29 protein-coding genes, 2 tRNA genes and 1 other RNA gene are annotated in these 25,798 nt (G+C 63.0%); 18 read left to right on the top strand and 14 right to left on the bottom strand.

The features are described from left to right. Positions 1 to 30: 30 nt before the first annotated feature. Positions 31 to 127: signal recognition particle sRNA small type (gene ffs, locus N8H22_RS17360), an RNA gene on the bottom strand. A 322-nt stretch (positions 128 to 449) separates the two neighbouring features. On the opposite strand from ffs, the gene N8H22_RS17355 reads away from it, so the two are divergent. The 3 genes from N8H22_RS17355 (at position 450) to N8H22_RS17345 (ending at position 3,088) form a co-directional block, all read left to right on the top strand. Next, positions 450 to 1,436, top strand: a complete 987-nt coding sequence (locus tag N8H22_RS17355) for an FAD-dependent oxidoreductase (protein WP_264591749.1) — start codon at positions 450 to 452, stop codon at positions 1,434 to 1,436. Between the two features lie 127 nt (positions 1,437 to 1,563). Continuing rightward, positions 1,564 to 2,373 (top strand): MotA/TolQ/ExbB proton channel family protein, encoded by an 810-nt coding sequence (locus N8H22_RS17350; RefSeq protein WP_264591748.1) that lies wholly within the window; start codon positions 1,564 to 1,566, stop codon positions 2,371 to 2,373. 1 nt (position 2,374) lies between these two features. Continuing rightward, positions 2,375 to 3,088, top strand: coding sequence for an OmpA family protein (locus N8H22_RS17345; protein WP_264591747.1), 714 nt, complete (start codon positions 2,375 to 2,377; stop codon positions 3,086 to 3,088). Positions 3,089 to 3,101: 13 nt separating this feature from the next. Here N8H22_RS17345 and N8H22_RS17340 read toward each other — a convergent pair whose 3' ends face one another. Continuing rightward, positions 3,102 to 4,031 carry a ZIP family metal transporter gene (locus N8H22_RS17340; protein WP_264591746.1) on the bottom strand — a complete coding sequence of 310 codons (930 nt, stop codon included), beginning with the start codon at positions 4,029 to 4,031 and terminating at the stop codon, positions 3,102 to 3,104. Between the two features lie 196 nt (positions 4,032 to 4,227). On the opposite strand from N8H22_RS17340, the gene N8H22_RS17335 reads away from it, so the two are divergent. From N8H22_RS17335 to N8H22_RS17300, 8 genes are all read left to right on the top strand, one after another. Further along, on the top strand, positions 4,228 to 5,412 hold the full coding sequence (locus N8H22_RS17335) for an efflux RND transporter periplasmic adaptor subunit (protein WP_264591745.1): 1,185 nt from the start codon (positions 4,228 to 4,230) through the stop codon (positions 5,410 to 5,412). A 6-nt stretch (positions 5,413 to 5,418) separates the two neighbouring features. Then, on the top strand, positions 5,419 to 6,639 hold the full coding sequence (locus N8H22_RS17330; RefSeq protein WP_264591744.1) for an FtsX-like permease family protein: 1,221 nt from the start codon (positions 5,419 to 5,421) through the stop codon (positions 6,637 to 6,639). Continuing rightward, positions 6,632 to 7,372 carry an ABC transporter ATP-binding protein gene (locus tag N8H22_RS17325; protein WP_264591743.1) on the top strand — a complete coding sequence of 247 codons (741 nt, stop codon included), beginning with the start codon at positions 6,632 to 6,634 and terminating at the stop codon, positions 7,370 to 7,372. Before N8H22_RS17330 ends, N8H22_RS17325 begins: the two co-directional genes overlap by 8 nt. Positions 7,373 to 7,553: 181 nt before the next feature. Then, a complete protein-coding gene (locus tag N8H22_RS17320) occupies positions 7,554 to 8,417 on the top strand; it encodes an MBL fold metallo-hydrolase (RefSeq protein ID WP_264591742.1) in 864 nt (287 codons plus the stop codon). Positions 8,418 to 8,439: 22 nt separating this feature from the next. Then, a complete protein-coding gene (locus N8H22_RS17315) occupies positions 8,440 to 10,185 on the top strand; it encodes a bifunctional protein tyrosine phosphatase family protein/NAD(P)/FAD-dependent oxidoreductase (protein ID WP_264591741.1) in 1,746 nt (581 codons plus the stop codon). Further along, positions 10,185 to 11,996, top strand: a complete 1,812-nt coding sequence (gene sulP, locus N8H22_RS17310) for a sulfate permease (protein WP_264591740.1) — start codon at positions 10,185 to 10,187, stop codon at positions 11,994 to 11,996. The genes N8H22_RS17315 and sulP overlap by 1 nt, the downstream gene beginning before the upstream one ends. Next, a complete protein-coding gene (locus tag N8H22_RS17305) occupies positions 11,980 to 12,360 on the top strand; it encodes a rhodanese-like domain-containing protein (RefSeq protein WP_264591739.1) in 381 nt (126 codons plus the stop codon). The genes sulP and N8H22_RS17305 overlap by 17 nt, the downstream gene beginning before the upstream one ends. 183 nt (positions 12,361 to 12,543) lie before the next feature. Beyond that, positions 12,544 to 12,972 carry a DUF2141 domain-containing protein gene (locus N8H22_RS17300; RefSeq protein ID WP_264591738.1) on the top strand — a complete coding sequence of 143 codons (429 nt, stop codon included), beginning with the start codon at positions 12,544 to 12,546 and terminating at the stop codon, positions 12,970 to 12,972. Between the two features lie 60 nt (positions 12,973 to 13,032). Here N8H22_RS17300 and N8H22_RS17295 read toward each other — a convergent pair whose 3' ends face one another. The 4 genes from N8H22_RS17295 to N8H22_RS17280 are packed head-to-tail and all read right to left on the bottom strand — an operon-like array spanning position 13,033 to position 14,417. Further along, entirely contained in the window at positions 13,033 to 13,224 is a 192-nt protein-coding gene (locus N8H22_RS17295) for a DUF2892 domain-containing protein (protein WP_264591737.1), read from the bottom strand. 13 nt (positions 13,225 to 13,237) lie between these two features. Next, positions 13,238 to 13,657, bottom strand: a complete 420-nt coding sequence (locus N8H22_RS17290; RefSeq protein WP_264591736.1) for a YeeE/YedE family protein — start codon at positions 13,655 to 13,657, stop codon at positions 13,238 to 13,240. Positions 13,658 to 13,659: 2 nt separating this feature from the next. Then, complete coding sequence (locus tag N8H22_RS17285) at positions 13,660 to 14,094, bottom strand: YeeE/YedE family protein (RefSeq protein WP_264591735.1); 435 nt, start codon at positions 14,092 to 14,094, stop codon at positions 13,660 to 13,662. Next, positions 14,091 to 14,417: a metalloregulator ArsR/SmtB family transcription factor gene (locus tag N8H22_RS17280; RefSeq protein ID WP_264591734.1), complete on the bottom strand. Its 327-nt coding sequence runs from the start codon at positions 14,415 to 14,417 to the stop codon at positions 14,091 to 14,093. Before N8H22_RS17280 ends, N8H22_RS17285 begins: the two co-directional genes overlap by 4 nt. 179 nt (positions 14,418 to 14,596) lie before the next feature. Here N8H22_RS17280 and N8H22_RS17275 point away from each other — a divergent pair, with 179 nt between their 5' ends. Further along, the gene (locus tag N8H22_RS17275) at positions 14,597 to 14,881 is read left to right on the top strand and encodes a metal-sensing transcriptional repressor (RefSeq protein WP_264591733.1); all 285 of its coding nucleotides are present in this window, start codon (positions 14,597 to 14,599) and stop codon (positions 14,879 to 14,881) included. A 205-nt stretch (positions 14,882 to 15,086) separates the two neighbouring features. Here N8H22_RS17275 and N8H22_RS17270 read toward each other — a convergent pair. Continuing rightward, positions 15,087 to 15,162 (bottom strand) — tRNA-Gly (locus tag N8H22_RS17270). Positions 15,163 to 15,167: 5 nt separating this feature from the next. After that, positions 15,168 to 15,243, bottom strand: a tRNA-Glu gene (locus tag N8H22_RS17265). A gap of 226 nt (positions 15,244 to 15,469) precedes the next feature. Here N8H22_RS17265 and N8H22_RS17260 point away from each other — a divergent pair. Beyond that, complete coding sequence (locus N8H22_RS17260; protein WP_264591804.1) at positions 15,470 to 16,225, top strand: hypothetical protein; 756 nt, start codon at positions 15,470 to 15,472, stop codon at positions 16,223 to 16,225. A gap of 27 nt (positions 16,226 to 16,252) precedes the next feature. Then, complete coding sequence (locus N8H22_RS17255; RefSeq protein WP_264591732.1) at positions 16,253 to 16,930, top strand: glutathione S-transferase family protein; 678 nt, start codon at positions 16,253 to 16,255, stop codon at positions 16,928 to 16,930. A 51-nt stretch (positions 16,931 to 16,981) separates the two neighbouring features. On the opposite strand, the gene N8H22_RS17250 is transcribed toward N8H22_RS17255, so the two are convergent. The 3 genes from N8H22_RS17250 to msrB form a co-directional block, all read right to left on the bottom strand. Continuing rightward, positions 16,982 to 17,884, bottom strand: coding sequence for an ATP-binding protein (locus N8H22_RS17250; protein ID WP_264591731.1), 903 nt, complete (start codon positions 17,882 to 17,884; stop codon positions 16,982 to 16,984). A 98-nt stretch (positions 17,885 to 17,982) separates the two neighbouring features. Continuing rightward, on the bottom strand, positions 17,983 to 18,465 hold the full coding sequence (locus tag N8H22_RS17245; protein ID WP_264591803.1) for a glutathione peroxidase: 483 nt from the start codon (positions 18,463 to 18,465) through the stop codon (positions 17,983 to 17,985). Positions 18,466 to 18,488: 23 nt separating this feature from the next. Continuing rightward, positions 18,489 to 18,887, bottom strand: coding sequence for a peptide-methionine (R)-S-oxide reductase MsrB (gene msrB, locus N8H22_RS17240; protein WP_264591730.1), 399 nt, complete (start codon positions 18,885 to 18,887; stop codon positions 18,489 to 18,491). Positions 18,888 to 19,076: 189 nt separating this feature from the next. Between msrB and N8H22_RS17235 the strand changes: the two genes are divergently transcribed. The 4 genes from N8H22_RS17235 (at position 19,077) to N8H22_RS17220 (ending at position 22,450) form a co-directional block, all read left to right on the top strand. Further along, complete coding sequence (locus N8H22_RS17235; RefSeq protein WP_264591729.1) at positions 19,077 to 20,288, top strand: pyridoxal phosphate-dependent aminotransferase; 1,212 nt, start codon at positions 19,077 to 19,079, stop codon at positions 20,286 to 20,288. Between the two features lie 4 nt (positions 20,289 to 20,292). Next, positions 20,293 to 20,745, top strand: coding sequence for a hypothetical protein (locus tag N8H22_RS17230; protein ID WP_264591728.1), 453 nt, complete (start codon positions 20,293 to 20,295; stop codon positions 20,743 to 20,745). Between the two features lie 107 nt (positions 20,746 to 20,852). Then, positions 20,853 to 21,725, top strand: coding sequence for a protease HtpX (htpX, locus tag N8H22_RS17225; protein WP_264591727.1), 873 nt, complete (start codon positions 20,853 to 20,855; stop codon positions 21,723 to 21,725). 80 nt (positions 21,726 to 21,805) lie between these two features. Continuing rightward, positions 21,806 to 22,450: a DUF2959 domain-containing protein gene (locus tag N8H22_RS17220; RefSeq protein ID WP_264591726.1), complete on the top strand. Its 645-nt coding sequence runs from the start codon at positions 21,806 to 21,808 to the stop codon at positions 22,448 to 22,450. A gap of 33 nt (positions 22,451 to 22,483) precedes the next feature. Here N8H22_RS17220 and N8H22_RS17215 read toward each other — a convergent pair whose 3' ends face one another. The 3 genes from N8H22_RS17215 to N8H22_RS17205 all read right to left on the bottom strand — a co-directional run bounded on the left by N8H22_RS17215 (position 22,484) and on the right by N8H22_RS17205 (position 25,723). Next, the gene (locus N8H22_RS17215; RefSeq protein ID WP_264591725.1) at positions 22,484 to 23,146 is read right to left on the bottom strand and encodes a thiopurine S-methyltransferase; all 663 of its coding nucleotides are present in this window, start codon (positions 23,144 to 23,146) and stop codon (positions 22,484 to 22,486) included. A gap of 73 nt (positions 23,147 to 23,219) precedes the next feature. Further along, the gene (locus N8H22_RS17210) at positions 23,220 to 24,602 is read right to left on the bottom strand and encodes a sigma-54 dependent transcriptional regulator (protein WP_264591724.1); all 1,383 of its coding nucleotides are present in this window, start codon (positions 24,600 to 24,602) and stop codon (positions 23,220 to 23,222) included. Further along, positions 24,599 to 25,723, bottom strand: a complete 1,125-nt coding sequence (locus tag N8H22_RS17205) for an ATP-binding protein (protein WP_264591802.1) — start codon at positions 25,721 to 25,723, stop codon at positions 24,599 to 24,601. Before N8H22_RS17205 ends, N8H22_RS17210 begins: the two co-directional genes overlap by 4 nt. Positions 25,724 to 25,798 lie beyond the last annotated feature (75 nt).

The following is a 25,798-nucleotide window of genomic DNA, read 5'->3' as shown; positions in this document are numbered from 1 at the left end:
AGATGAACGAACGGACGTTATGGAGGTGGACCCTACCAGCCACACCCCGGCACACAATGTCACCGCTGCGGCTGCTCCCTTCCGGGCCTGACCGGGTTCACGGCTGATCGTTGCGGGGGGACCGGCAGGGCCACCATAACGAAACCCGCCTGGCGGCGAGCGGCGCCATTGTACCGGCTTATCTGCAACTTACAACCGTTGTCTGGAGCGCCTCGTCGCAGGCACAACACCAGCCCTCGCCGCAGCCGCGCAAGGCTACCGCCGGTCAGCCAATGCGCCAGGATTACCCTCCGATAGCCGCATTGCGCGCAAATGCCCCTAGCCAAAGCCGAGTGTCTGTTCGAGGATGAAAGTGCATGGCGCGAGTCGAACTCCTGTCATGCAAATGTGCTGCGTCGACCTGACGATCCTGTGCCGGCGCGGCGGACGGCATCAGCAATGAGGTAATCATGAGCAAGGCCCCCATCGCCATCATCGGCACCGGTATTGCCGGGCTCTCCGCGGCCCGCGCCCTGCACGAGGCCGGCCAGGCCGTTCAGCTGTTCGACAAGAGCCGTCGCTGCGGTGGCCGCATGTCCGGCAAGCACGTCGACACCGAAGTATTCGATCTTGGCGCCCAATACTTCACCGCGCGCGACCGGCGCTTCGCCGAAACGGTTCGGTGCTGGCAGAACGAAGGCTGGACTGCCGAATGGTCGCCGAATCTCTTTCAGGCCCGCGCCGGCCAGTTGTCGCCCTCGACCGACGAGCAGCTGCGCTGGGTCGGCACGCCGCAGATGGCCTCGATTACCCGCGCGCTGCTGGGCGAGCTACCGGTGACCTTCAGCTGCCGCATCACCGAAGCTTTTCGCGGCGAAGAATTATGGACGCTGGTGGATGGCGCCGGTGCCAGTCACGGCCCCTTCAGCCAGGTGATCGTCGCCACTCCGGCGCCACAGGCCAGTGCGCTGCTTGCCGAAGCCCCCAAGCTGGCCGCCGTCGCGGCCAGCGTCGCAATGGAGCCGACCTGGGCCGTTGCTCTGGGATTTGCCACGCCGCTGGACACCAATGTCGAAGGCTGCTTCGTGCAGGATGACGCACTCGACTGGCTGGCCCGCGAACGTAGCAAGCCGGGACGGGACGGCCATCTGGACACCTGGGTGCTGCACGCCACCCACCAGTGGAGTCGCCAGCATCTCGATCTATCGAAGGAAGCGGTGACCGAACAGTTGCTCGGGGCGTTCGCCGAGCTGATTGACTGCGTGGTGCCTGCACCCGAGTTCACCCTGGCGCACCGCTGGTTGTATGCCCGCCCGACCCAGGCGCATGAGTGGGGCGCGCTCGCCGACGCGGGCCTGGGCCTGTATGCCTGCGGCGACTGGTGCCTGTCTGGCCGCGTCGAGGGCGCCTGGCTGAGCGGCCAGGAAGCCGCACGACGCCTGCTCGAGCACCTGTAGCCGGCACACTGACGGCCTCCTTCCGACGGCGCGGCAGGATGTCGCCTAAAGTTGGGGGCATCCCGGCCGAATCACCCGGTTAGATGCCGCGTGCCCATGCGGCACGCCCTCTTCTGCCGGAGTTTCGATGAACCCTTCAACCCTGATCGGCATTGTCGCGAGCATCGCTCTGCTCGCGGTTGTCATGCTGTTCGCCGCACACGACCCCTCGCTGTTCCTCGACCTGCCCAGCCTGGGCATCGTGCTGGTCGGCACGCTGGCAGCCACCTTCATCAGCTACCCGCTGCGCGAGGTGATGCGCGTGTTCGGCCTGATCGGTACCGTGTTGCGCAACGAACGGCTGTACACCCGTCAGGATCTCGAGGAGCTGGTGCAGATTTCCCGCCTGTGGATCAGCGGCGATCTGCCGGCCGTGGAGCGGGCCGTGGACCGGGTCAGCAACCCGTTTCTGCGTACCGGCGTGCAGCTGGTGATCGACAACACGCCGGAAGAAGACATCCTCGACCTGCTGCAATGGCGCATCGCCCAGTTGCGCGCGCGGGAAAACGCCGAGGCGCAGCTGTTCCGTGCCATGGCCAGCTATGCGCCGGCGTTCGGCATGATCGGCACGCTGGTGGGACTGATCAACCTGATGTTCATGCTCGGCAGCGGTGACATGCAGCTGATCGGCCGCAGCCTGGCGGTCGCGCTGATGACTACGTTCTATGGCGTATTACTGGCCAACCTGATCCTCAAGCCGGTCGCGGTGAAGCTGGAGCGCAGGACAGAGCAGCGGGTAGCCCTGATGAATCTGGTCATGCAGGGTATCTCGATGATGTGCAACAAGCGCAGCCCGGCCTACATGCGCGAGACGCTGAAATCTTTCATCGCCCACCATGACGATGAGATCCGCGACGGCAACGCCGGCAGATCACGCAACCCACAGCAGAGCGCCTGAGATGAACGGATCAGCGCAGCGTGGCGGCCGCTTCGCCAAGTGGCACGTGGAGCCGCGCGCCGATGAGGAGCAGGAGGGCTGGCTGCTCACCTATCTGGACATGATCACCCTGCTGCTGGTGATGCTGGTGGTGATGCTCGCCTTCGCCGGCCAGGGTGACGGCGAACGGACGCTGAAGGAGACGGCAGGGCCGAGCCAGACTGGCGACATCAGTCTGCTGCAGGTATCCAGCGACCTGCAGCCCATCGCACCGATCATCCCGCCGATGCCGGCCATCGAACCGGCCACGTCGCCACTTCCGGAGATGGATCTGGGCGAGGACATCGAGGTAATCCTCAACGAGGGCAGCATCAGCTTTCGCATCAGCAGCGAACTGCTCTTCGGTTCGGGACAGGCCGAGCTCGAAGATGCCGGACTGGACGTGCTCGACCGGCTGGTACCGACGCTCGCCGCCACGCCGCATCGGATCATCGTCGAGGGCCACACGGACGATCGGCCGATCCAGACGGCGCGCTTTCCGTCCAACTGGGAGCTTTCCGCCAGCCGCGCCAGCAGCGTGGTGCGCTACCTGCAGCTCAGCGGTATCGCAGCCGGTCGGATGAGTGCGACGGGCTACGCCGAGACCCGTCCGCTGGGCGACAACACCAGCGATCAGGGCCGCGCCAGCAACCGCCGCGTCGAACTGGTGATGCAGACCCAGCCGCAGAAACCCTGACCGACGCCGTCGGTCAACCCAGCGCCGTATCGAGGAACATCATCACCGCGAAGCCCGCCATCAGGCCGATGGTCGCGGGTGTCTGGTGGCCGTTGCGGTGAGTTTCGGGAATCACTTCGTGCGACACCACGAAGATCATCGCGCCGGCGGCAAGCCCCATGCTGACCGGATAAGCAATGGCGAAGCCGGTGGACATGCCCAGCCCGACCAGCGCACCCAGTGGCTCCATCAGCCCGGAGGCGGCGGCGATCAGCGCCGATGCCAGCGCCGACAGCCCGGTGGTGCGCAATGCCAACGCCACCGCCAGTCCCTCGGGAATATCCTGGATGGAAATCGCCGTGGTCAGCGGCACACCGACACTCATGTCGCCATTGGCAAAACTCACACCGATCGCCATGCCTTCCGGAATGTTGTGCAGCGCGATCGCCAGCACGAACAGCCAGACGCGGTTCAGCCGCACGCAATCCGGCCCACAGGGCCCGGTGCTTTCATGTTCGTGGGGCGTGAAGTAATCAAGCCCGAGCATCAGCAGGACGCCCAGCCCGAGCCCGACAACGACCGTCAATGCGGCAGCCGGCCCGCTGCCGAAGATATCCTTGCCCGCGGCAAGCCCAGGCAGAATCAGCGAAAACGAGGCGGCTGCAAGCATCATGCCAGCAGCGAAACCCAGCATGCTGTCCTGAGTACGGCCGGAGATGTCACGCAAACCAATCGCCAGCAACGCCCCGACGGCGGTGGCGGCAAAACCTGCGCTGCCGCCGAGCATCGCGTAACGCAGGTTGCCCTGATCGCCGTTGTGCAAGGCGCTGAAGCCGCTCGCCAGCAGTAGCACGATCACCGCCAGCAATGCCGCCGCAAGTCCTGCGGCTACCCAGGGATTGGCCTGCGCCTGAGCTACCCAGGCGGAACGAAGTGTCGCTGCAGGGCTTTGATTAGTATCCATGACAATCTGATCCGGAAAGCGGGATGCCATTGTAGCGCCGGCAGCCGCGCACGATCCTGCTATGGGCACGATAGGCAAACGACACGACGCGCTGCCACGTCGCGCGACACGGACAGCCGTACCCATGCGAGACATTTGTCCGTAAGCTTGAATCAGTTTGATGGCCCTCTTCCGGCCACGTCAGGGAGTGATCGTCTTGTCCGCCGCAACGTCTTTCCGCCGCATGCTCCCGCTGCTTCTGCTGGTTATCCTGATCGGCGGCTGGCTCGCCTGGCGTCAGTGGCAAGGTCCGCAATTACCGGGCTATCGTCTGGAGATGCGCCCCCTGGTGCAGCGCGTGGTCGCCAGCGGCGAGGTGGACAACCAGTCGATTGCCCAGGTGGGTAGCGAAATTACCGGGGTGATCTCGGCGCGCCATGTGCGCGAAGGCGATGCGGTCAAGGCCGGCGACCTGCTGCTGGAGCTGCGTGACGATGAGCAACTGGCACGCTTGCGCGAGGCGGAAGCGGCGCTGCGCCAGTTGATCGACAGCAGCCGACCGCAAGCCCAGGCCACCTTGCGCGACGCACAGAGCAATCTGGAGCAGCTCACGCGCGAACGCGAACGACGCGAAACACTGTTCGAACGCAAGCTGCTTTCCTCCGAAGCACTGGAGCAGGCCCGTCGCGCAGAGCTGGCAGCCAAGGTGATCCGTGACCGCGCGCAGCTGGCGGCCGCCGCGCAGGGCGAAGGCGGCAGCGAGGAACAGGTGCTGCGCCAGCGGCTGGAGGCGGCCCGCGCCGGCCTCGCCAAGACCCGCATCCACGCCCATGTCGATGGCATCGTGCAGACCCGCAATGTCGAACCGGGCGACCTCGTCCAGCCAGGGCGCACCCTGCTGGAAATTGCCCGCGCCGGCAGCCGCGAGGTGCTTCTGCCGCTGGACGAGAAGAACCTTGCGCCCGTTGCGCTCGGACAGTCCGCCCGCGTGATCGCCGATGCCTATCCGGCGCGGGAGTTCGCCGCGCGGGTAAGCTTCATCGCACCCAGCGTCGATACGGCACGTGGCACCATCGATGTGCACCTGGACCTCGACGAAACGGCCGAGCTGCTGCGTCAGGGCATGACGGTGTCGGTGAACATCGAAACCGGGCGCCGTGAGCAGGCGCTGGTGCTGCCGAACGATGCTCTGCGCGCCCGCGATGGCGAGCGCGCGCAGGTACTGCGGGTGCGCAACGGCAAGGTCGAGCGGGTGAAAGTACGCCTCGGTCTGCTTGGCACAGCCATGAGCGAGGTGCTCGACGGTCTGCAAGCCGGCGACCTGGTGCTTGCCGACGATGCCCGCGAAGGCCAGCGTGTTCGCGTACGCGAGCAGGCGATCCCCGCCGGCATTCAGGACTGAGCCGCGATGCGTCTGTTCGACTCGCTGTGGACCGAGTGGAAGATCGCCCTGCGCTTTCTGCTCGACAACCGCATGCAGACGCTGCTGATCATCTTCGGCATCGCCGTCGGCTCGGCGGTCATCGTCTTCATCACGGCACTGATCACCGGGCTGCAGGCCAATGTCATCGATCGCACCCTTGGCACCCAGGCACACATCCGCATCCTGCCGCCGGATGAGGTCAACCGCCTGCTGCCGGCCACCGACGGCAGCCTGACGCTGGTATTGGAGAGCCCGCGCGCCCAGCGCCTACGCTCGATCAGCAACTGGCAGGACGTCCGCGATGTACTCGATCAGGACGCCCAGGTCCTCGCCGTGTCGCCGGTGATCAGTGGCCCGGCACTGGCGCGGCGCGGTGTCGCGCGGGCCTCGGTGGCACTGATCGGCATCGACCCGCAGCGCTATCAGCGCATCATCCCGCTGGCGGAGGATCTGATTGCCGGCGAGCTGCTGGTTGGCGCCGGCAACGCGGTCATCGGCAAGGAACTGGCCAGCGATCTCGGCCTGGGCGTCGGCGACAAGCTGCGACTGGATGCCGGCGAAGGCCGCGAAGCGGTCGTCGATGTTGCTGGCATCTTCGAACTGGGCGTGCGCGAGCTGGACGAACGCTACGTCTATCTGGACCTGAAGCAGGCGCAGACGCTGCTCGACCTCCCGGGCGGGGTAACGGTGATCGACACCACCGTGGCCGAGATCTTCGAGGCCGACCAGGTCGCCAGACGCCTCGCGCGCCTGACCGGGCTGCGCGCCGAAAGCTGGATGGAAACCAACGGCCAGCTGCTCAACGCGCTCAGCTCGCAAAGCATGACCACCGAGATGATCCGCGTGTTCGTCGGCATCTCGGTGGCCTTTGGCATCGCCAGCGTGCTGGCTGTCAGCGTCGTGCAACGCACCCGTGAGATCGGCATCCTGCGGGCAATGGGCAGTCCGCGGCAGCAGATCCTGCGGGTATTCCTGATCCAAGGCGGGCTGCTCGGTCTGCTCGGCTCGGCCTGTGGCGGCGGCGTCGGCTGGGGGCTGGTGCAGGTGTTCAACCTGTTCGGGCCGCGCCTGTTCTTCATTCCGGTCGAGCCAACACTGGTGCCGGTGGCGATGCTGGTCGCGACGCTCACCGGCGTGCTGGCGGCCGCCCTGCCCGCCCGTCGCGCGGCACGCTACGATCCGGCGGTGGCGATCCGTTATGTCTGAGCCAGTCGTCGCCCCCCTGATCAACCATTCCGGCGAAGTGCTGCGCCTGGATGGCGTGCGCAAGAGCTTCAATCTCGGCACGCCGCTGGAAACCGAAGTCCTGCATGGCATCGACCTGCGCCTGTGTGCAGGCGAGCTGGTCGCGCTGATCGGCCCTTCTGGCTCGGGCAAGAGCACGTTGCTGAACGTCATCGGCCTGCTCGACCCGCCGAGTTCCGGCGAACTCTATCTGCTCGGCAACCCGACGCGGAGCATCGATGACGAAGCCCGTACCCGCCTGCGCAACGAGGCAATCGGCTTCGTCTTTCAGTTCCATCACCTGATTTCGGCCTTCAGCGTGCTGGATAACGTGCTGATGCCGCTGATGATCCGCCACGGCCGCCCATCGGCCGCCGAGATCGACCTGGCGCGTGGCCTGCTCGAAGAAGTCGGCCTCGGTCCGTATGCCGACAAGAAGCCGACGCAGATCTCCGGCGGCCAACAGCAGCGTGTCGCGATCGCGCGCGCGCTGGTGACCCGGCCGCCGCTGCTGCTGGCCGACGAGCCAACCGGCAATCTCGACACCCGCACCGCGCAGAGCATCTTCGAACTGTTTCACCGCATCAATGCCCAGTTCGGCTGTGCGGTGCTCGTGGTGACCCATGATCCGCGACTCGCCGCCGATTGCGAGCGTACCGTCCAGCTGGTCGATGGCCTCATCGTCAGCGACGAATCCAGCGCCAGCAGAAGCTGACCCGCTCATCAGCGTCACCGCTGCTCACCCGCTTGGTAATCACAAGGCACCTACGCTCCATGCGTCCGCATGGCTCACGCCCGATTAATAACCATTAATTCTAAGCATATAACCTAAATCGGAGCTAAGATCGACTCAGCCATACCCCTACCGGTATCCGCGCACAGAAGAGGAGCAAACCATGAACCCGCACGTTGAAGCTTTCTTCGATCCAGCGACCTTCACTTACAGCTATGTGGTCAGCGATCTTTCTACGCGCCAGTGCGCCTTGATCGACTCGGTCCTGGACTACGACCCGGCATCCGGCCGCACCTCCCACGCGACCGCGGAGCGCCTGATCGACTACGTGCGCGCACACGACCTGAAGGTGCAATGGCTGCTGGAAACCCACGTACATGCTGACCATCTCAGCGCCGCGCCGTATCTGAAACAGCAACTGGGTGGCCAGCTGGCGATCGGTGACCGGATCACGGTAGTGCAGGACACCTTCGGCAAACTGTTCAATGCCGGCAGTGAGTTCGCCACCGACGGTCGCCAGTTCGATCACCTGTTTCACGACGGTGACACCTTCCAGATCGGCAATGTCCAGGCGCGTGCAATTCACACTCCAGGCCACACGCCGGCCTGCATGACCTACGTGATCGGCGACGCCGCGTTCGTCGGCGACACGCTGTTCATGCCCGATTACGGTACCGCCCGTTGCGACTTCCCCGGCGGCGATGCACGCACGCTGTACCAGTCGATCCAGAAGCTGTTCACGCTGCCAGGTGAGACCCGCGTGTTCATGTGCCACGACTACAAGGCACCGGGCCGCGAGGAATTTCTCTACGAAACCACCATCGCAGCCGAACGCGAGCACAACGTGCACGTACACAGCGGCATCAGCGAGGAGCAGTTCGTCGCCATGCGTACCGCGCGCGACGCCACTCTGGCGATGCCCACGCTGATCTTGCCTTCGGTGCAGATCAACATGCGCGGCGGTGACCTGCCTAAGCCCGAAAGCAACGGCACGCGCTATCTGAAGATCCCGCTGGACGTGCTGTAACCATCTGCCTGGAGGATGTCACATGCAAACAATTAGGCGCCTGACTCCCTTCATCTCGGTAGCTGCTCAGCTACAGCCGGCAGACATGGCACTGCTGGCGGGCAGCGGCTTTCGCTGCGTCATCAACAACCGTCCGGACAACGAGGGTGAGGGGCAGCCTTCCAGCGAGGCCATGCGCACGGCGGCCGAGGCATCGGGACTCGAGTACCACCACCTGCCGGTGGTTTCCGGGCAGATCAGTGATGTCGATGTCGCGGCCTTTCGTGCCTTGCTGGAGCGGATCAAGGGGCCGGCACTGGCATTTTGTCGGACCGGCACCCGTTCGGCGTCCCTCTGGGCGCTGGCCGAGGCGCACCATCTCGACCCGCAAGTGCTGTTGCAAACTGCGCAACAGGCGAACTACGACCTGACCGCCCTGCTGCCGCGTCTGGAGCAGCACTGGCAATCTGCCGTAGACGAGCCGCCGAGCCCGGCTTTGAAATTCGCCGTCACGCCGCGCTACGACGTCCTGGTGGTCGGCGGCGGCGCTGCCGGCTGCGCCGTGACCGCCAGCCTGCTCCGACGCGACCCGGACCTGCGCATCGCCATCATCGAGCCGCGGGAGCAGCACTACTACCAACCAGGCTGGACCCTGGTCGGCGCGGGAGTATTCGATCGCGCCAGAACCGAGCGCGCAATGAGCCGCTGCATCCCGGCCAAGGCCCAGTGGATCTCCGCCGCCGCCGAGGCATTCGATCCGGAGCACCAGCAGGTGGTGCTGGAGGATGGCAGCCGCATCGGCTACCGGACACTGGTGGTCTGCCCCGGCCTGAGCCTCGACTGGGACGCCATCGAAGGCGTTCGCGACAGCCTCGGCAAGTTTGGCGTCACGTCCAACTATGCCTTCGAGCTGGCGCCCTACACCTGGCAACTGGTGCAGAACCTGCGCCACGGCAAAGCCCTGTTCACCCAGCCACCGATGCCGATCAAGTGTGCCGGGGCGCCGCAGAAAGCCATGTATCTGTCTTGCGATCACTGGCTGAGACAGGGCGTACTCAAGGACATTCAGGTGGATTTCTGCTCGGCCGGCGCCGTGCTGTTCGGCGTGGCCGATTTCGTGCCTCCGCTGATGCAGTACGTCGATCGTTACGGCGCCCAGCTCAATTTCAACAACAACCTGACCGCGGTCGACGGCCCGGCGGGCAAGGCCTGGTTCAAGGTCGCCGATAGCGACGGTCAAAGCCGGACGATCGAACGCGATTTCGATCTGCTGCACGTGGTGCCGCCTCAGCACGCGCCGGACTTCATTCGCCACAGCCCGCTGGCCAATGCCGACGGCTGGTTCGAAGCCGAGCACGAAACCCTGCGCCACCCGCGTTTCGGCAACATTTTCAGCCTCGGCGATGTTTGCTCCGCCCCCAACGCCAAGACGGCCGCCGCGGTGCGCAAGCAGGCACCGGTGGTAGCCGAGAATGTGCTGAGCGTGCTCCACGGGGAGGGACCACGAGCGATCTATGACGGCTACGGCTCCTGCCCACTGACTGTCGAGCGTGGCAAGGTCATCCTCGCCGAGTTCGGCTATGGCGGAAAATTGCTGCCAACTTTCCCCCTCGACCCACGAGTGCCCCGACGCCTGGCTTGGCGCCTGAAGACGCAATGGATGCCGTCGATCTACTTCGAGATGATGCTCAAGGGCCACGAATGGCTGGCCGAGCCGAAGCATCTGGATTTCGAGCCGCGTCCGGCTGAGGCGCCCAACGCCTGCGATTTCACGCAGGAGAAAAAGTGATGAAGCAGGCGCTGGCCCGCTACCTACCGTGCCTGGAATGGGCGAAGCAGTACGATCGGGCGGCCGCCGCCAAGGACAGCCTGGCGGCGCTGATCGTGACACTGATGTTGATTCCGCAGAGCCTGGCTTATGCCATGCTCGCCGGCTTACCGCCGGTGACCGGCCTGTACGCCAGCATCCTGCCACTACTCGCCTACACCCTCTTCGGCACCAGTCGCACGCTGGCGGTCGGCCCGGTAGCCGTCGTTTCGCTGATGACAGCCGCAGCGCTCGGCCCACTGTTCGCCGCAGGCAGTGCGGAATATGTCTCGGCGGCAATGCTGCTCGCCCTGCTGTCTGGCGCGCTGTTGTTGCTGATGGCAGCGCTGCGCCTGGGCTTTCTCGCCAACTTCCTCAGTCATCCGGTGGTCTCCGGCTTCATCAGCGCATCCGGCATCCTTATCGCGCTCGGCCAGCTCAAGCACATCCTCGGCATTCAAGTGCATGGCGAGAATGCGCCGACCCTGCTGCTGGGACTGCTAAGCGGTCTGCCGCAGGTGCATCTGCCAACCCTGGCGATCGGCGCTGGCAGCCTGCTCTTCCTGTGGCTGGTACGCAGCAGGGTCACCGGCTGGCTGCAGGCGTTGGGTATGGATGCACGGCTGGCGAGCAACCTGAGCAAGATCGGCCCGGTGATTGCGTTGCTGCTGGCGATCGCAGCCGTCAGCCTCCTGCAACTGGGCGAGGCCGGCGTTCGAGTGGTCGGCGAGGTGCCTACCGGGCTTCCGGCGCTCAGCCTGCCCAGCTTCAACCTGGCACTGGCCTGGCAACTCATGCCGGCAGCGCTGCTGATCAGCCTGGTCGGCTTCGTCGAGTCGGTGTCGGTCGCGCAGACGCTTGCGGCCAAGCGGCGGCAGCGGATCGAACCCAATCAGGAACTGGTAGCACTCGGCGGCGCCAACATCGCGGCGGCCCTGGGCGGCGGATTTCCGGTCACCGGCGGCTTCGCCCGCTCGGTGGTCAACTTCGATGCCGGCGCGCAGACACCGCTTGCCGGAGCACTGACCGCCGCCGGAATCGCACTCACCCTATTGTTCTTCACGCCGCTGTTTCACAATCTGCCGCACGCGGTATTGGCAGCGACCATCATCGTAGCGGTGCTCAGCCTCGTCGACCTGGCCGCGCTCAAGCGGACCTGGCGCTACTCACGGCAGGATGCCAGTGCGATGGCCGCCACCATGCTCGGCGTGCTGCTGGTCGGCGTCGAGGCCGGAATCCTGCTCGGCGTAGGCCTTTCACTTCTGCTATTCCTCTGGCGTACCAGCCAACCGCATATCGCTGTGGTAGGCCAGTTGCCAGGTAGCGAGCACTTTCGCAACGTCGAACGCTTCGCCGTAATCCAGAGCAAGAAAGTGCTGTCGGTAAGGGTGGATGAAAGCCTCTACTTCCCCAACGCCCGCTATCTGGAGGACCGCATCGCCGCGCTCGTCGGTCAACATCCCCAGGCCGAGCATCTGGTTCTGATGTGCCCTGGCGTCAACCTGATCGACGCCAGCGCGCTGGAGAGTCTGGAAGCGATAACCGTCCGCCTGCACGCCGCCGGCGTGCAGCTGCATCTCTCCGAGGTGAAGGGACCGGTGATGGATCGCTTACGGCGCTCGGATTTCCTGCAGCATTTCGGCGGTCGTGTATTCATCAGCCACTACGAAGCACTGCTCGAGCTCGATCCGCAGACCACCGAACAGGCGCTCAAGCGTCAGCAGGGCACTCCCAAGCTTGCCAACCCTTTGACCCACTCATTGAAGGAAACCCACGATGAAAACCGCACATGACCTCGTCGAACAGGCCAAAGCCCAGATTCACGAGATCCAGCTTGCCGATGCCGAAGCGGCGATTCGCGCGGCGGACGTCCTGATCGACGTACGCGAAGGCGAGGAGTATCACGAAGCACACATTCCCGGTGCCGTGAACATTCCGCGCGGCGTGCTGGAATTCAAGCTGAGCAATACGCCAGAGCTCGGCGCGCGGGATCTAAACATTCTGTTGTACTGCAAGACCAGTGGCCGTGCCGCCCTGGCTGCGGCCGCGCTTCAGGAGATGGGCTACCTGCAGGTGAAATCCATTGCCGGCGGTTTCGACGCCTGGTGCGCAGCGGGCCTGCCACAGGCGAAGCCGAGTCTGCCTGACTTCGAGTAACCACAGGGCTCGCCAGCTGACAGCCACTCGAGGCGCGCCCAGATGATGGCCACCCCCACTTGTCCGTTAGCACGCTAAACTTCGCTGAACGCCATGCGCGGCGTTCCGGCGAAGTTGAGGCAACATGCGCAGTTGTCGTCTTATGAGCCGGATGACTGCCTTACCCAACCTGCAGAGGTGAAGATGAAGCTAAAGACATGGGCGCTGCTGGTTGGCGTCGGCATTTGCGGAATGGGGCTTGCCCAGGCACAGGAGCTCAGGATCACACTTGTGGGCGTCGCGCATGAGAAAGGTAATGTGCGAGTCGGGCTATATGCGAGCCCAAAAACGTTTCGCAAGGAAGCCAAGTCCTTCGCCACCAAGCAGGCGCCCGCCACCGCGGGCGACGTGACGCTGACGCTCAGGGACGTACCGCCGGGACGCTACGCGATCATGGCGTATCACGATGAGAACGCGAACGGCGAACTCGACCGCCGTTTCGGCATGTTTCCCGCCGAAGGCTATGGCCTGTCGAACAACCCCAAAGTGATGGGACCGCCCGCGTTCGAGGACAGCGCGTTCGATGTTTCTGCCGACGAAGTGACGACGATCAGTATCGACATGCGCTACTGAACGAAGAGGCGAACAGGGCGCCCGCTGCTGGCCCAGGACGGCACGCAGCGGGCGAGAAACTCAGAGTTTGGTTTTGCAGGTCTTGATGCCCAGCAGTCCGTAAGCCGGACAGAAGCGGAAGATTCCGGTCGCCAGCGGCAGCACGCCAATCCAGCCCCACATGCCGATCACACCACCCAGCGTCAGGCCGATCAGCAGCAGCCCGACGACGATCCGCACGGTACGATCGATTGTTCCTACGTTGGTTTTCATAGTGACCTCCAGGTCAATGCGCGCGCCGGCTCTCCAGCGCAGTAAAAAGCAGCATTCCGCCGAGCATGGCGAGAACGAACAGCACGACCTCCCACCGTCCGGAAAGCAGCACGGCGAGCGCCGGCCCCGGACAGATCCCTGCAACGCCCCAACCGATACCGAATACCAGGCTCCCGCCGATCAAGCGCCGATCCAGTTCGCGCTTCTCGGGCAGGCGCATCGGCGCATCGAGAAGCGTCCGCTCCCTGCGTCGCGCCCAGGTAAACGGTAGTACCGCAACGCCAATGGCTCCGGCCATCACCAGCGCAAGCGAGGGATCCCACGCACCCGCCAGATCCAGAAAGCCGATCACCTTAGCCGGATTGGCCATCCCGGAGAGCAACAGGCCGAGACCGAACAGCAGCCCGGCGGCAAACGCAGTCAGTTTGCGCATGATCAACCCCCGAAAAGATGACGTAGAACAAAGACGGTTGCGAATCCGGCCGCCATGAAGACCAGCGTTGCGACGATGGAGCGTGGCGAAAGACGCGAGATCCCGCAGACGCCGTGCCCGCTGGTGCAGCCTGAGCCGTAGCGTGTTCCTACGCCGACCAACAGGCCCGCAATCAGCAATCCCAGCCAGTTCGTTTGAAACTCCATCTCCGGTAACGCGCCAGCGGTCATCCACAGCAGCGGCGCCAGCAGCACGCCGAAGATGAACAATGCCTTCTCGCCCCGTCCTTCGGCGCCTCGTTCCAACGTGCTGGCAAGCAGCCCGCTGATGCCGGCGATGCGCCCGTTCAACGCGACGAACAGACTCGCCGCGAGCCCGATCAGGGCACCGCCGGCCAGCGCCGTCCACGGGGTGAAGTTCGCCCAGTCGATAATCATTGCTGCTCTCTCCCGCAGAAAAGCTCATAGAGGGTGGTAATTACCGCCAGCGCTTGCGGACTGCTGATCCGGTAGTAGATCTGTTTCCCTTCGCGCCGGGTTTCTACCAGCCCCTCGCGCCGCAACACGCCGAGCTGCTGCGATAAGGTGGGCTGCTGAATCCCCAGCAGTCTTTCGATTTCGCTGACGTTTCGCTCGCCTTGGGTCAACTGACACAACAGAAGGAGCCGGTCCGGATTGGCGAGAGCCTTGAGGAGCCGCCCTGCAGCCGCCGCATTGGCGCGTAATTGCTGGATATCCAGCTCTGGACAATCGAGTTTCATTACAATCGATTTCACAAATTACAATATGTTTATTTATATATTGTAAAGGTAACCGCTTGTCAACGCACAGGTAGTCAACACTGATCGCTCTCGCTAGGATGCCCCTACCCGTATCCGTACCTGTTCACTTCATACACAGCAGCGGGTGTTTCGTTCGCTCTCTTCCCGCCGAGGTAACCATGGAAGACCAGGCAGCATCGATAACCGACCTTCAGGATCAGCAGCAGGCTATGCTCAAGAGGCTGGCCAGAGTCGAAGGGCAAATCCGCGGAATCCAGGCAATGATCAAGCGCGGCGAGGAATGCGAGGCTATTGCCCAGCAATTCTCCGCGGCCCGTAGCGCGCTGGACAAAAGTTACCGGCTGATGCTGACCTGCCTGCTGGAGGAAGCGCTGCTCGATCAGAATCAGGACACAGGCGCCGCACTGGATCGTGTACGCGGCATATTCACCAAGTACACCTGAACCGAACAGAAGCTTCGATAGCGGATATCTGCCCCGCTAGAGCGACATAGCTGCACTTTGTCCGACCACGAAAAGCACGGTGCCGCCATAAAACAGCCGGAATAGCCAGAATCGCGCGGGTAGGCAGAAGAATTTTCAAGCAAAAAAAAAGCGACCCTAGGTCGCTTTCTCTTTCTTCAAGCCAATTAGCGGCCTGAAGCGAATTTGGAGCGGGAAACGAGACTCGAACTCGCGACCCCGACCTTGGCAAGGTCGTGCTCTACCAACTGAGCTATTCCCGCAAACTTGGCGTCCCCTAGGGGACTCGAACCCCTGTTACCGCCGTGAAAGGGCGGTGTCCTAGGCCACTAGACGAAGGGGACACACCCCGGAAACTACAGCCTTTCTTCCGGCTCGCAGCGTTTCGTTTGGTGCTTCACGCTGCAAGTGGCGCGCATTCTAGAGACGCTCCAATAAACCGTCAACCCCGCTCCCCAAAAAAAATCGCGATCCAAGAGTACTGCAGATCAGAGCTATCACCCTGCCACCCCAGCCACTACACTCAGACGCAAAAATCAGCGGTGTGAGGTGCAATACGTGTCTCCCTTAATGATCACCGGGCTAGTCGTCGTCGGCGTTTTTCTTCTTGTCGGTATCGGCTATATCAATCAGCTCGTCGAACGAAGGAATCTGGAGAAAGCCCGATTGCGCGCCGACCTGAATGACCGTCGGCGGCGCTGCAGCGATCTGAGCGAATCCCTGCCTGGCCAGATGATGACACCCGCGCTCAAACGGGTCCTTGCTCGCATCGAACTGAACCTCAGTGAGCGCCTGCTGCCACTCGAGCGCAGCAATGACCAGCTAACCAGTCGTATCCAGAGCTTGCGCGCCGATATTGCGCAGAACCAAGCCATCGCCGTCCGCAACCCGCCCCGTCAGATCGTCAACGAAGCGCAGGTAAAGGAAGTGCGCTTCATGCTTGAGGATCTGCATGCGCAGATCGCTCGTGCGGTCAAAGACAGCCTGCTGACCCAGGAAGAGGGCCGGCAATGGGTCCGCGAAATCCAGCGCCTGCTCGCCGTGCTGCACATCGAGTACTTCGCCGGCCTTGGCAAGCAGGCATTGCAGCAGAACCTGCCACAGCGTGCCCGCCTGGCATTCGAGCGCGCCATTCAGCACATCCGCAAGCAACCCGCGGCAGCGGAGTATCAGGCGCAGCTTAAGCAGTTGGAAAACCTCCTCGACCACGCCAATACCTTGGTACTGACGCAGGTCCGCCCGAATGCAGACGAGCCGAGCGAACTGACCGAAGGCATGAAGGCGTTTGACGACGAAGATCTCTGGAAGAAAAACAATGTCTACTAACACGCTTCCCTTTTACGGAGAACGACAATGGCACTGACCGTCTTCGGGGCCCCCCTTTCGCCATTTGTACGCAAAGTCCGACTCTGCCTGCTGGAAAAAGGGCTCGATTATCAGCTGGAGATGGTGATGCCATTCACCCCGCCGGAGTGGTACCTGCAGCTCAATCCCCTCGGCCGTATCCCGGCGCTGCGGGACGGTGACGTCACCCTCGCCGACTCGAGCGTGATCTGCCAGTACCTGGAAGATGCCTATACCGATACGCTGCGCCTCTACGAGCATGACGCAAGGGCTCGCGGGCAGATCCGCTGGCTGGAAAAGTACGCCGATTACGAGCTGGCACCGCTGACCACCTTTGGCATCTTCCGCAACCGCGTGCTGAAACCCAGCACCGGACATCCATGCAACGAGGAGTTCGTGCAGACCGCCCTGCATGAGAAACTCCCGCCGCACTTCGATTACCTCGAACGACAACTAGGCCAGCAGGCTCATTTCGTTGGCGAACGGCTATCACTGGCCGATATCGCCATCGCCAGCCAGTTGATCAACATGGAGCACGGCGGCGAACAGCTGGATGCCACGCGCTGGCCTGCCCTCAGCGCGCACTATGCCCGAATGAAAGCCCTGCCCTCGCTCGCCGGCCTCCTACCCAGCGAACAACGAATGACCGCCAAACTGTTGGAAATGGGCAAGACAGCCAACGCCTGAGCAGCAAGCGCGCGAGTGTCATGCGACGTTTATTCTGCGTCTGCATGACGCTCAGTCGGCGCGCGACGCCTGGGTCTGCAGCAGGCGCACACCAACCCACTGGCGGGCGAACTGATAGGCACAGCGCCCATTGCGGTTACCCCGGCTCGTCGCCCAGCGAATCGCCTCTTTCTCCAGCGCCTCGTCCCACGTCCAGACGAGTTCCACACGCCGGGCCAGCGAGCCGATCCAGTGCTGTACCACGCGCAGATAATGCTCTTGGCTGAACGGATAGAACGACAGCCATAACCCGAAACGATCGGACAACGCGATTTTGTCCTCCACCGCCTCATTGGGGTGCAGCTCGCCGTCGACCATCTGCCAGTTCTCATTGTCGCTCTGACGCTCCGGCACGAGATGGCGACGATTGGAGGTGGCATACAGCAATACGTTCTCCGGTGCGCGCTCCAGCGAGCCATCCAGCACGCTCTTGAGCACACGATAGTCCCCTTCGCCTGCCTCGAAGGACAGATCGTCGCAGAACACCACGAACGCGTGCTGCTGGCCGGCAAGGACCTCGACCAGCCTGGGCAGATCAGCCAGGTGGTCCCGCTCGATCTCAATCAGCCGCAGGCCCGCCTCGGCATACTCAGCCAGCAAGGCGCGGATCAACGACGACTTGCCAGTGCCGCGAGCGCCCCAGAGCAACACATGGTTAGCCGGCAGCCCGGCAACGAACTGGCGTGTATTAGCCGCCAGCAGGTCGCGCTGGCGATCGACGCCGATCAGGTCATCCAGCGACAGATCGAGGTTCACGCGCAACGGCAGCAGCCAACCCCCGCGTGCGTCACGCTGCCAACGCGCAGCGAATGTCACCCGCCAGTCGATCACCTCACGCGGCATCGGCAGCAGTGGCTCGACGCGCCGCATCAACGTCTCGGCTCGCTCCAGGAAAGCTTTCAACTCGATATCCATCGACAACTCCGTAAGGCAACGGCCGAACTGCTGAAGGCCGGCATGCCGCTCCTCGACAATGGCAGGCTGTTGGCCGGAAATACTGGTGTAGCGCCCGCTTACAGCAGCGCTTCAACTTGCGCCGCAAGCGTCTGCGGCGCCGTGCTGGAAGAGAACCGTCTGACCACACGCCCCTGATCCGCGATCAGGAACTTGGTGAAGTTCCACTTGATTGCCTTGCTGCCCAGCAAGCCGGGTGCACGCTTCTTCAGCTCTGCAAACAGCGGATGTGCGTCGGCACCGTTGACTTCCACCTTGGCGAACAGCGGGAACGTAACGCCGAAGCGCCGCTCGCAAAATGCAACGATCTCCGCACCACTGCCCGGTTCCTGCTTGCCGAATTGGTTGCACGGAAAGCCGAGCACCACCAGGCCACGCTCACGATAGCGCTGCCAGAGTTCTTCCAACCCTTTGTACTGCGGCGTAAAACCGCATTGGCTCGCCGTATTGACCACCAGCAGAACCTTGGCATCGTAATCGGCAAGCGTTTTGCGCTCGCCCTCGATGGTGATGCAGGGGATAGCGAAAAGTGGATCGGGCATGCGCTGCTCCTTGCTGTCGAGCGTCAAGTCTCGCGGGGCTCGAGATCGAGGGACGCCGAGTTGATGCAGTAACGCAACCCTGTCGGGTGCGGGCCATCGGGGAACACATGACCTAGGTGCGCGTCACAACAGGCACAACGAACCTCTATGCGATGCATGCCGTGGCTGTAATCATCCAGGCTGGTAATCGCCGTGTCGCTCACAGGCTGGAAGTAACTAGGCCAGCCACAACCAGAATCGAACTTGGCATCGGCGTCGAACAGCGGCGCGCTGCAACAGGCGCAACGGTAGATACCGGGCGTTCTGGTGTCGTTGTACCTGCCAGTAAACGGACGCTCGGTCGCACCGAGGCGACAGATCTGGAATTGCTCGTCGGAGAGCTCTTCGCGCCAGACTTCGAGCGGTTTCTCCAGCTTGTCCATCGATACACTCCTCCGCGTAAAAAAGGCCGATCTGTACCTTTTCCGGTGATCAGGCCGCACGTATCATGCGTGGCTCTTCGACGCCTAGTCTGGCAGCGGGGTTTCCGACTGCCAAGGCGCCCGGGTTCATGCCAAACGTGGCCAGCCACTCCGGAGCTGGCGCGTTTTCACTTCGGGACACTCAGGATCATGCAGGTCAGCAAATCGAACAAGCTCGCCAATGTCTGCTACGACATCCGCGGGCCAGTGCTACGGCACGCCAAACGCCTGGAAGAGGAAGGCCACCGCATCCTCAAGCTGAACATCGGCAACCCGGCACCGTTCGGTTTCGAGGCCCCTGAGGAAATTCTGCAGGATGTGATTCGTAACCTGCCTACCGCTCAGGGCTACAGCGACTCGAAAGGGTTGTTCAGCGCCCGCAAGGCGATCATGCAGTACTACCAGCAGAAGCAGGTGGAAGGCATCGGTATCGAGGACATCTACCTCGGCAACGGCGTGTCCGAGCTCATCGTCATGTCCATGCAGGCGTTGCTGAACAATGGCGACGAAGTTCTGATCCCGGCGCCGGACTACCCTCTATGGACCGCTGCCGTGAGTCTGGCCGGTGGCAAGCCGGTGCACTATCTGTGTGACGAACAGGCCAACTGGTGGCCAGATCTCGCCGACATCAAAGCCAAGATCACCCCCAACACCAAGGCGCTGGTGCTGATCAATCCGAACAACCCCACCGGCGCGGTCTATCCCAGGGAAGTGCTGGAAGGCATGGTCGAACTGGCGCGCCAGCACAAGCTGGTGCTCTTCTCCGACGAGATCTACGACAAGATCCTCTACGACGACGCGGTGCACATTTCCACAGCGTCGCTGGCACCGGACGTGCTCTGTCTGACCTTCAACGGTTTGTCGAAGTCCTATCGCGTCGCTGGCTTCCGCTCCGGCTGGGTGGCGATTTCCGGACCCAAGCACAAGGCGCATAGCTACATCGAAGGCCTGGATATCCTCGCCAACATGCGCCTGTGCGCCAACGTGCCGGCGCAGCATGCCATCCAGACCGCACTGGGTGGCTACCAGAGCATCAACGACCTGGTATTACCCCCCGGCCGCCTTCTCGAGCAGCGCAACCGCACCTGGGAACTGCTTAACGACATCCCCGGCATCAGCTGCGTCAAGCCCATGGGCGCGCTCTACGCCTTTCCGCGGATCGATCCTAAGAGGTGCCCGATCCACAACGACGAGAAGTTCGTCCTCGACCTGCTGCTGGCCGAAAAACTGCTGATCGTCCAGGGCACCGCCTTCAACTGGCCGTGGCCAGATCACTTCCGCGTGGTCACCCTTCCCCGCGTGGACGATCTGGAGCAGGCGATCGGCCGGATCGGCAACTTCCTCAAGACGTACCACCAGTAAACGCATGGATCTACACATCGACGATTTCTACAGGGACGCTGCAGCAGGCCTGCTGATGCTTTATCAGGCCTTCCCGCGCAAGGTTGCGCTATATGTCGAGGATCTGATCGGTCATGAGGAGCCGGACGAATTCGGCCTGCCGAGCAAGCGCCACCAGAGCTGTCTGGGCGCCATGCTGTGGTTGGCCGAGGAAGGCTACCTGCGCTTCGATAGCACGATCCAGTTCCAGGCCCTGGATCAGGCGGTGCTTACCGAAAAAGCGTTCCAGCGCCTGACCCGTGCGGTCCCAGATTTGCCACCTGCCGCCGAAGCCTTACCGCCGAGCGTTCGACGCGTACATGCGAGCCTGGCCCACCAGCTGCGTGACGCACTGAAAAGTGGTCACGGCGACCGCCTCGCCCGCCTGGCCGGGTTGCTCTTCGAAAGCAGCCTGACCTCGCTCCGGCATGACGATTAGGCCTGATAGGCGACATAGCTTGAAATAGTCGCCTGGTTGAATAGCCCTAGGCCGCACCTTATATAGCCTATCGTTCTTCCAATGTTTCCCTGGAGTCAGCCGCAACCATGATGCGCATTTTCCTGTTCCTGGCCACCAACATTGCGGTGCTGCTGATCGCCAGCGTCACCCTCAAGGTACTCGGGGTCGATCGCTACACCGGCCAGAATTACGGCAGCCTGCTTGCCTTCTGCGCAGTCTTCGGCTTTGCCGGCTCGCTGGTTTCGCTATTCATTTCCAAGTGGATGGCGAAGATGAGCACTCGTACCGAGATCATCAGTCAACCGCGCACACGTCACGAGCAGTGGCTGTTGCAGACCGTGGAGCAACTGTCCCGCGACGCCGGCATCAAGATGCCCGAAGTCGGTATCTTCCCAGCCTACGAGGCCAATGCCTTCGCCACCGGCTGGAACAAGAACGACGCCCTGGTTGCGGTCAGTCAGGGTCTGCTGGAGCGCTTCTCGCCCGATGAAGTGAAAGCCGTACTGGCCCACGAGATCGGCCACGTGGCTAACGGTGACATGGTTACCCTCGCGCTGATCCAGGGCGTGGTGAACACCTTCGTGATGTTCTTTGCGCGAATCTTCGGCAATTTCGTCGACAAGGCCATTCTCAAGAACGAAGAAGGTCACGGGATCGGCTACATCATCGCAACCATCTTCGCCGAGCTGGTGCTAGGCATTCTCGCCAGCATCATCGTCATGTGGTTCTCGCGCAAACGCGAATATCGCGCCGACGAAGCCGGTGCTCAGCTGGCCGGCACTCAGGCCATGATTGGCGCCCTGCGACGCCTGCAAGTGGAACAGGGCGTACCGGTCCAGATGCCCGACAGCCTCAAGGCGTTCGGCATCAACGGCGCACTGAAGCACGGCATGGCCGGCCTGTTCATGACCCACCCTTCGCTCGACGACCGCATCGAGGCACTGCGCCAGCGCGGCTGATCTCGATCGGATGAACCAGGGCGACGCAGGTCGCCCTTTTTGTTTGTCTATTCTTCATCTTCCCCGCACAAGGAACTGCCATGCGCCGACTCATTCTCGCCTGCTGCGTCATGCTCAGCATCAGCGGCTGTCAAAGCGCCTACTACTCCGCCATGGAGAAAGCCGGCATTCATAAACGCGACATTCTGGTCGATCGTGTCGAGGATGCCCGCGACTCACAGCAGGACGCCAAACAGCAGTTCAAGGACGCCCTGGAGCGCTATCGCAGCGTCGTCCAGGTCAAAGGCGGGGATCTGGAGAAACGCTACGAAGCGCTGAGCGACGAGTACGAAGCCAGCGTCGCTGCCGCAAACGACGTACGCGCGCGTATTGATGCCGTAGAGGATGTCGCCGAGGCGTTGTTCGACGAATGGGAAGACGAACTGCAGCAGTACAGCAATGCCAGCCTGAAGCGCGCCAGTGCGAGTGAGCTGAGCCGTACGCGCAGTGAATACCGTACCCTGCTGAGACGCATGAAAGCGGCCGAGCAACGCATCGCGCCAGTGCTCAGCGTGTTGCACGACCAGGTACTGTTTCTCAAGCACAACCTGAACGCCCGCGCCATTAGCGCCTTGCACGGCGAGTACCGCACGCTACAGGGTAATGTCGATCAGCTGGTCGCCGAGATGCAGCGCGCCATCGATGAAGCGGACAGCTTCATCCGCCGACTGCACGCCGAACGCTAGCGACGGGTTAGAGAGCTCAGCGCTCCCGTGACGTCAGGCAGTGCATTTCCGCAGCAGATAGGTGCTTTCGTGCAGTCGTTCGAGCCCGCGCTGGAGAAACTTCCAGTTCTGCTGCAGCACATCCTCCTGCTCCAGAAGCTGCACGTGGCAGAACGCCCCCAGCAACCGGTTTACCTCAACATCGTCGACGGCGAACGGCGGCCCCGCCATCTGTGACTGATCATAGTCGAGAGTGATCAACAGCCCCTGACAACCGTCCGGCAGGATGCGCGCCAGGTGTTCGGTGTAGCGGCGGCGCATCTCTGGCGGTAACGCGATGAGCGCAGCGCGGTCATAGAACGCCCGACATCCAGCGACATCCTCGACGCCGAGTTCGAAGAAGTCGCCACAACGAATCTCCAAGGAGCCGCACCGGTAGATTCTGAACGCTGCCTGTCGAGTGACCGTCGGCTGCAAACCCTGCTCGGCAAAGAAGGCTTCGACGGCCCGCTCACTCAGCTCGACACCAAGCACCTGTAATCCCTGGCCGGCAAGCCAAATCAGATCAAGGCTCTTGCCGCAGAGGGGAACCAGCACCTGTGCGCCTTCGGCCAGCGCAAGGCGCGACCAGTGTCGACGCAGGTAGGGATTGAATTCCTTGAGGTGGAAGCCGATTTCGTTGCGCGCCCAGCGCTCCTGCCAGAACTCCTCATGCACCTTGCATCCTCCGCCACTGTGGAGGCCGCAGCTTACCAGAGCAGCCCGACAGTCGAATCCCGGGCACGGAGTCTCAGTCGGCGTAGAGCGACGCCTCGACATCCAGGCCGGCGTCGCGCATCTGCGCCAGCTTGTAGCGCAGCGTGCGCGGACTGATGCCAAGGCGATCTGCTGTCTCCTTGCGGCGCCCGCGCTCGGCGCGCAGCGTATCGATGATCAGCTGGAATTCGCGTCGACGCAGGTCATCCCCCAATCCACCGGGAGGCTCTTCAACGCCAGGACGCCCCTTCATCGGGGCTGCGGCAAACACACTGGCCACGAGGCCGACGCTGCCATCCAGGCACAGATCGGCCGGCTCGATGAGTCCGCCCTGATGAAGAATCAACGCACGCTGGATCGCATTGTCGAGCTCGCGCACATTTCCCGGCCAGGAGTATTCCTGCAGGCAGCATCGCGCCGCGTCGGAAAGCCTGACCGGCGCCTGTCGCATCTTCTGCCCATGCTTGGCCAGCAGCCGCTCAGCGAGGGGGACGATATCCGCTGCGCGCTCGCGCAACGGCGACCAGGCCAGCGGGAAAACCGAGAGCCGGTAGAACAGATCCTCTCGAAAACGCCCTGCTGCCACCTCATCCTGAAGGTTGCGGTTGGTCGTCGCCAACACGCGGATATCCAATCTGATTGGCTTGCGCCCGCCGACCCGTTCCACCTCGCGCTCCTGCAGCACACGCAGCAGTTTGGCCTGCAGCGCCAGCGGCATCTCGGATATCTCGTCGAGCAGCAACGTACCGCCATCCGCCAGCTCGAACTTGCCCGGCTGCGCTGCCACCGCCCCCGTGAAGGCACCTTTCTCGTGGCCGAATAGCGTGGCCTCGAGCATGTTGTCCGGGATCGCCGCACAGTTGATGGCTACGAACGACTTGCCTGCTCGTGGCGATTGCTGATGGATGTAGCGCGCGAGAACCTCCTTGCCGGTGCCCGACTCACCGGAGATCAATACGGTGGAATCGCTCCGCGCCACACGCGCCGCTAACGCCAGCAGCTGCTGACTGACTGGAGCGCAGGCGACCGGCGCCTGAAGCTCGTCTTCGCTCGGCCGCCCACAGGCATGCTGGCCAACCAGGCCCAGCAAGGCCTTGGGTTCGAAAGGCTTGAGCAGATAGTCCACCGCACCTTGGCGCATCGCGTCGACCGCCCGCTCCACGGCGCCGAAGGCCGTCATCAGCAACACCGGCACCTGCGGATGACGTTGACGGATAATGCGCAACAGCTCGTGCCCGTCCATGCCCGGCATGTTGACATCGCTGATCACCAGTCCGAACGCGTCCTCGCTCAGCGCCTGAACCGCCGCCTCGGCGCTATCCACTGCGTGATAGGGATAACCACCAAGCTCGAGGGTATCACCAAGGGCTTCGCGCAACGCCCGGTCATCTTCGACCAACAGTATTCTAACGGTCACGATGGAGTGCTCTCGGCGCATGACGAAATCAGTGGCAACACCAACACAGCGCAGGTTCCCCGCCCGACACGCGAAAACAGCCTCAGCTCACCGTGGTGGGCGCGCGCAACAGCTTTGACGACCGCCAGCCCCAGCCCGGTACCTGTCGTCTTGGTGGTAAGGAAGGGCTCGCCCAGGCGCGCCAGCAGTGCAGCATCGATGCCTGGGCCGTTGTCACTAATGCACAGACGCAACGTATCCGCCCGCGCATAGAGGTGAATCTTGAGGCGTGCCTGGCGGCCAGCAGCCTGCAGCGCATTCTCGATCAGATTGAGCAGCGCGCCGACCAGCGTATCGCGGTTGCACAGCAACGACCCGTCTGGCACGTCGCACTGCCAGCGCGGCTGCACATCCTGCAGCTGCGAGTCGGCAGCCGACCGCAGCGCGGCGAGCAGTGCCGCCGGCGTGACTCGATCCTCCAGGGGCAGATCACCACGAGCGAACACCAGCATGTCGCGCACCTGATGTTCCAGTTCGTGCAGGCGGCTCTTCAGGCGGCCAGCGAAGCGCTGCTGCTGTTCCGTACTCAGCCCACCCTCTTCCAGATGACTGGCATAGAGCAAGGCAGCGGACAGCGGTGTGCGGATCTGATGCGCCAGCGAGGCGACCATGCGGCCAAGCGAAGACAGCCGCTGATGACGCGCCAGCTGATCCTGCAAGCGACGGGTTTCAGTCATGTCGGTCAGCAGCACCAGCTGGCCGGGCTCGCCTTGCAACGACCGCGTAGCGATCGACAGTCTGCGGCCGTTCTTCAGGGATATCTCATGCCCGTCGTCACGCCGCGGAGCGAAGCATCGCGCAATGACATCGCGCCACAGCTGGTTCTCCAACGGCTCGCCAAGCAGTTCGATGGCGACCGGATTTGCCTCGCGCACGGTGCCGTGCCCGTCGATCACCACCACTCCGCCAGGTAACAGGTCGAGCAAGCTCTGCAACCGCTGAGCCAGGCGTTCCTTCTCGCCCAGCTCCTGCAAGCGCTGCGCACTGGCGATGTCCAGCTGACCTTTGAGCTCGGCGACGCGTGCTTCCATCAGTCCGTGGGAGACATCTAGCTGAGCTGCCAGATGAGCGAAGCCTTCCAGCGATTGCTGGCGCTGAAGATCGGCAGGACATGCGGAGGGTTGGCCGGCAGCTGAATTCACAGTTCCACTCGTGTC

It is taken from the genome of Stutzerimonas sp. S1, from assembly GCF_025966695.1.
In the GTDB taxonomy this organism is placed as follows: domain Bacteria; phylum Pseudomonadota; class Gammaproteobacteria; order Pseudomonadales; family Pseudomonadaceae; genus Stutzerimonas.
This window is presented reverse-complemented; position numbering and strand designations above follow the sequence as displayed.